General features: G+C 43.0%; 6 protein-coding genes. 3 read left to right on the top strand and 3 right to left on the bottom strand.

What is annotated here, in order from left to right; translation table 11 throughout:
• Positions 1-76 precede the first annotated feature (76 nt).
• The 3 genes from LC605_RS30935 to hemJ all read left to right on the top strand — a co-directional run bounded on the left by LC605_RS30935 (position 77) and on the right by hemJ (position 3033).
• Positions 77-1306: an FAD-binding oxidoreductase gene (locus LC605_RS30935; protein WP_229551233.1), complete on the top strand. Its 1230-nt coding sequence runs from the start codon at positions 77-79 to the stop codon at positions 1304-1306.
• Positions 1307-1402: 96 nt separating this feature from the next.
• A complete protein-coding gene (locus LC605_RS30930) occupies positions 1403-2254 on the top strand; it encodes an alpha/beta fold hydrolase (RefSeq protein ID WP_229551232.1) in 852 nt (283 codons plus the stop codon).
• 197 nt (positions 2255-2451) lie between these two features.
• Complete coding sequence (gene hemJ, locus LC605_RS30925) at positions 2452-3033, top strand: protoporphyrinogen oxidase HemJ (protein ID WP_229551231.1); 582 nt, start codon at positions 2452-2454, stop codon at positions 3031-3033.
• A gap of 378 nt (positions 3034-3411) precedes the next feature.
• On the opposite strand, the gene LC605_RS30920 is transcribed toward hemJ, so the two are convergent.
• From LC605_RS30920 to LC605_RS30910, 3 genes are all read right to left on the bottom strand, one after another.
• Positions 3412-3819, bottom strand: a complete 408-nt coding sequence (locus LC605_RS30920) for a type II toxin-antitoxin system VapC family toxin (RefSeq protein WP_229551230.1) — start codon at positions 3817-3819, stop codon at positions 3412-3414.
• Positions 3816-4031, bottom strand: coding sequence for a hypothetical protein (locus tag LC605_RS30915; protein WP_229551229.1), 216 nt, complete (start codon positions 4029-4031; stop codon positions 3816-3818). The genes LC605_RS30920 and LC605_RS30915 overlap by 4 nt, the downstream gene beginning before the upstream one ends.
• A 203-nt stretch (positions 4032-4234) precedes the next feature.
• Positions 4235-4847, bottom strand: a 613-nt coding sequence (locus LC605_RS30910; protein WP_229551228.1) for a peptidoglycan-binding protein, incomplete at its 5' end; no start/stop codon positions are given.

Genomic DNA, 4847 nt, shown 5'->3' with positions numbered 1-4847 from the left:
CCGATCTCCTCATCCCCCCCTGCTCCCTCATCCCCCCCTGCTCCCTCATCCCCCCCATCTTTGCTTAAAAACAGCAATGAGTCATGTAGTTATTATCGGTTGTGGTGTAGTTGGGGCTGCGATCGCCTATGAACTGAGTCAAGTAAAAGGGCTGAAAATCACGGTTTGCGATCAACAACTACCAGCACAAGCTTGCACAGGCGCTGCACTTGGCGTTTTAATGGGCGTAATCAGCCAAAAAATCAAAGGTAAAGCTTGGCAGATGCGACAAACTAGCATCCAACGCTATGAAACCTTGATTCCTGAACTAGAAGCTTTAACAGGTCGCAAAATTCCTTTTAATCGTCAGGGAATTCTCATGCTTTTGTCTGATTCCTCCCTTTCGATAGAGGGAATTTCGGCATGGGAAAAGCTGGTAGAAATTCGCCAATCTCAAGGCTGGCATTTAGAAATTTGGGACACTGCTAAACTCCAAAATATCTGTCCTCAAATTAATAACGAAAAAATTACTGGTGCTGTCTATTCTCCGCAAGACCGCCAGATTGATCCAACTTCCCTCACCTTAGCTTTGGTTGAAGCTGCCCAGCAAAATGGTGTAACTTTCAAATTTGGTGTGGCTATTTTGGATACCCTAATCTCAACGCCTGAATCTTCTCTCCAATTTTGCAATCAACTTGAAACTACAGAGGGAAAAATAGCTGCTGATTGGTTTGTAATCGCAGCAGGGCTAGGTTCAACACCACTGACGGCAAAATTAAATCAGATGGTTGATATCCGTCCTGTGCTGGGGCAAGCATTGCAAATGCGTGTGGGGCATCCCTTGGGCAATGCCGACTTCCAGCCAGCGATCGCAGGTAACGATGTCCATATTGTTCCTGTGGACGGCACAGATTATTGGGTAGGCGCAACAGTGGAATTTCCCAATAATGGAAACGAGATATCGCCAAATCAAGAACTGCTGGAATCTGTTAGAGAACAAGCGATCGCATTTTGCCCAGAGTTAGCCACAGCAACTATTCTCCGCACTTGGTCGGGGTTACGTCCCCGTCCTGAAGGACGACCAGCCCCAGTTATTGGTAAGTTGTCAGGGTTTAGTAACATCCTCCTGGCTACCGGACACTATCGCAACGGCGTTTTACTAGCACCTGCCACAGCTTATGCGATTCGTGAGATGATTATTGCTCAGGGAGTAGAGGGGATGAGGGAGATGAGGGAGATGAGGGAGATGAGGGAGATGAGGGAGATGAGGGAGATGAGGGAGATGAGGGAGATGAGGGAGATGAGGGAGCAGGGGGGAAATAACTAGTGCCCACTTGCCCTGAGCGAACGCGAGTGCGTCTCCAAGAGTTGTCGAACGCGAGTGCGTCTCCCAGAGAAGGGATGCCCAATATAGGAAAATAGCGTGTCAATAACAGAACATAAAATCAATGTAGATTCACTGGAATGGTTTTATCGCGAATCTTTACCAATCGGCAGAACTGACTTAGCGCCTGTGTTGTTGCTACACGGTTTAGTTTCACAAAGTTACAGTTGGCGGCATATTATACCTGCTTTAGCGAATCAGGGTACAAGAGCGATCGCTCCCGATTGGATTGGTTATGGCTTTTCTGCAAAACCAGAAAAACGAGATTTTGCTTACACTCCTGATGCTTTTATCACAGCTTTAGAAGGATTTATTAAAACCCTAGAGCTTGAACATTTTTCCTTAGTTGTCCAAGGCTTTTTAGGCTCTGTAGGACTACAATATGCTTTGCGTCATCCAGAACAAATTGCCAATTTAGTTATCTTAAATACACCAGTTTCATCTGCTGCTAAATTACCCTGGAAAATTAAACAAATGGGTTTACCTTTGGTAGGTGAAGTCATGACCCAAGATCCCCTACTAGTTGACCGGACGCTAGAAGGTGGTAGCCGTTATCGCATAGGAGATAAAGATTTAGATATTTACCGAAAACCATTTTTGAAAACTTCTGCATCTGGTCGAAGTCTCTTAGCAAGTATTCGCAATTTACAGCTTGATTCAGCAATGACAGAAATACAATCTGGCTTTAAAGAATGGCAACAACCAATTCTGATTCAATGGGGTATGATTGACCCTTGGCTACCTGTAGACATTGCCCAAAATTTTGCCAATTCCGTACCAAACACCGAATTAATCAAACTTAATAACGTTGGACATTATCCTCAAGAACACTACCACGAGGCAATTTTAGAAGACCTTTTACCCTTTGTGCGTCGTAAAGATGGTCATTGACAATACACCTTTGGCAAAAATCGATATTATAAAAATGAACCCACAAATAACATAGATAAATTATAGATATTTATCTGTGTTCAAGAATTAATTCGGGATTTTTGCTAGATTGATAAATGTTATCCCCGCCTGCATTTGTGAACTTTTTATTACCATTGAAAATGCTTCACAATCATAAGTAAAGGAGATGAGAATTCATGGCTTATTCATGGTTTAAAGCCTTTCATATTGTCGGATTTGTAGTTTGGTTCGCTGGTTTGTTCTATTTAGTACGGCTTTTTATCTATCACGTTGAAGCGAACCTTGAACCTGAACCAGCACGAACGATACTGAAAAATCAGTATCAAATTATGGAAAAGCGCCTCTATCATATCATCACTAACCCAGGAATGTTTGTGACGATCGCAATGGCTATCGGTTTAGTAAGTACTGAACCGGATATTTTAAAAGAGGGTTGGTTGCATATCAAACTGCTGTTTGTTGCCATTCTAATTGGCTATCATCATTACTGCGCTCGGCTGATGAAGAAGTTAGCAGTAGATGAATGTGGCTGGAGTAGTCAGCAATTACGTGCTTTAAATGAAGCACCTACAGTTATGTTAGTCGCAATTGTGTTGCTGGCTGTGTTTAAGAATAATCTACCTACAGATATCGCCGCCTGGGCTATTTTCGCCATGATTATTTTGATGGCAGTAACTATTCAACTTTACGCCAAAAAACGCAGGCAAGATCAACAGAAGCTGACCGAACAGATAGGACAACCACAAGAACAAACTTAAAAGGTTGTTTGAAAAGTCTAATTTATTACTAGCCCTGACACAGGTGCGGCTATACAGACCATTGGTGTCAACTTAAGTCAGAAATCTCATTCCACAGTCATTTTACCCCACCCCTCAATCCCCTCCCCGCTCTTCGGGAGGGGAAGTTTTGGCTTTAGACAAAACTGGGGTGGGGTGAGGCGGATAGTGATGTAATTCGGGTACTAAATCACCAATTTAATACTGCGATCGCAGCCAAATAACTGTTTTTATTGAGAATCTAGCTTTGTAACTGAGAATTAAAGTCCGATCTAACTTGCATCGCATCGCTCCCAAGTGGGGCTTAGTATTAACAACTTTCGTTGTTAGGTTAAAAATACTACTTGCTTTCACGTCAGATCACGGCGACCACAATTCCAGATTCTTGAACCAACTCAAATCTCTGTAATCTAATGTCCAAACACTAGCATCATAAAGTTGAGCTACCGCTACAACAGAGGCATCCTCTAAACTTCCGTGCCAGTCTGGTATCTGGCGAACCATGCTGTAAATCTCCTGAAACATTTCCATGCTCACTGGTACAATCACTGTGTTCTCACTAATCACAGCTAATGCAGTCATTGCAGCACGGCTCGATTGTTCTCGCAGCACAAATTTGTAAACTTCAAACAGCACTGGTAGAGGAGTAAGAACCTCACCAAACAACGCTGGTAACTTCCTAAAACCCGCCTTGCATTCCTGATGGTAATCATCTTGGACAGAAACCAGGGCAATCAGGGGGCCTGCATCCAAAACGAGACGCTTCATCCTTGTATTAAATAATCTTCATTCACGGAAGCGTATGTAGGAGCATTTTCCACGATTCCTGCCAGGGATAGTAGCCTCGAACCATTCTTGGGGCGTAACTTTTCCACCAGTGCTGCCTGTACAACACTTGATGGGTTTTGCTCTGGGTGGTCTTTTAAGTATTCGTCAAGTTGCGTCCACAACTCATCAGGAATATAAAGTGTCCGTTTCATCTTGTCAGCCTCTGGAGGTACAACTAGGGTTGTACCTCAATTGTACTTGCTGGAGCGCGATCGCTAATCTCGGACTGGATGCTAAGACACGCAGATGCTGCTGCTGCATGTCGATTAACTACGCTTATCCCGACATCTGATGTATTAAGATGGTTAACCCCTAAAAATCAGTTGTTATATTCAAATAACCCCTACTCATGACTTCATCCTGGAAACGTTTTAAATAAATCATCCCCAGGAATCACGGTAGTGTAGAAAACATATTTGCGATTAGCGACATAACGGCGGTCTTGTTTAATAATCCCCATAAACTCTCTATGTCCCTCACGGCTACGTCCCACTAAACACCCCGCACTAGCAAGGCGAATATCATTCTGAGGAAAATCAAAGCCGTAGTGTTGATTCACATAAAAATTATCGCCTGTATCAGGCTTGTCGCCAGTCCGTTTAAAGTCTTTGTTGAAATCTCTACAAACAGTTATATCTCCAACTTGCACTAATGCTTCATGAGGCTCTGCTGTACCATGAATACCAACAGCCCAAGCTTTGTATTGTCCAAACTGAATCCTAGCTGCTCCTTTGGGATTCATCGGATTATAAGTGTAATGCCTCCCTGGTTCTGTAGTAGCTTCCCAGTGATCTACGATTTTGGGAACACCATTTATTACTTCAATGACAATCCGCCGATCATTAAATTGATTGGGCGTATCACGATTGAGACTCCAGTCTCCATTTATACCCTCTATATAAACAATATTATATACTTTGGGATTGGTGAATACCTGATAATCTTTAGATAGCAAGTATTTGACAATC

This window comes from Nostoc sp. CHAB 5836, from assembly GCF_020829445.1.
Taxonomy (GTDB): domain Bacteria; phylum Cyanobacteriota; class Cyanobacteriia; order Cyanobacteriales; family Nostocaceae; genus Nostoc.
The sequence above is the reverse complement of the archived record's forward strand: the minus strand, read 5'-3'. Positions and strand labels throughout refer to the sequence as shown.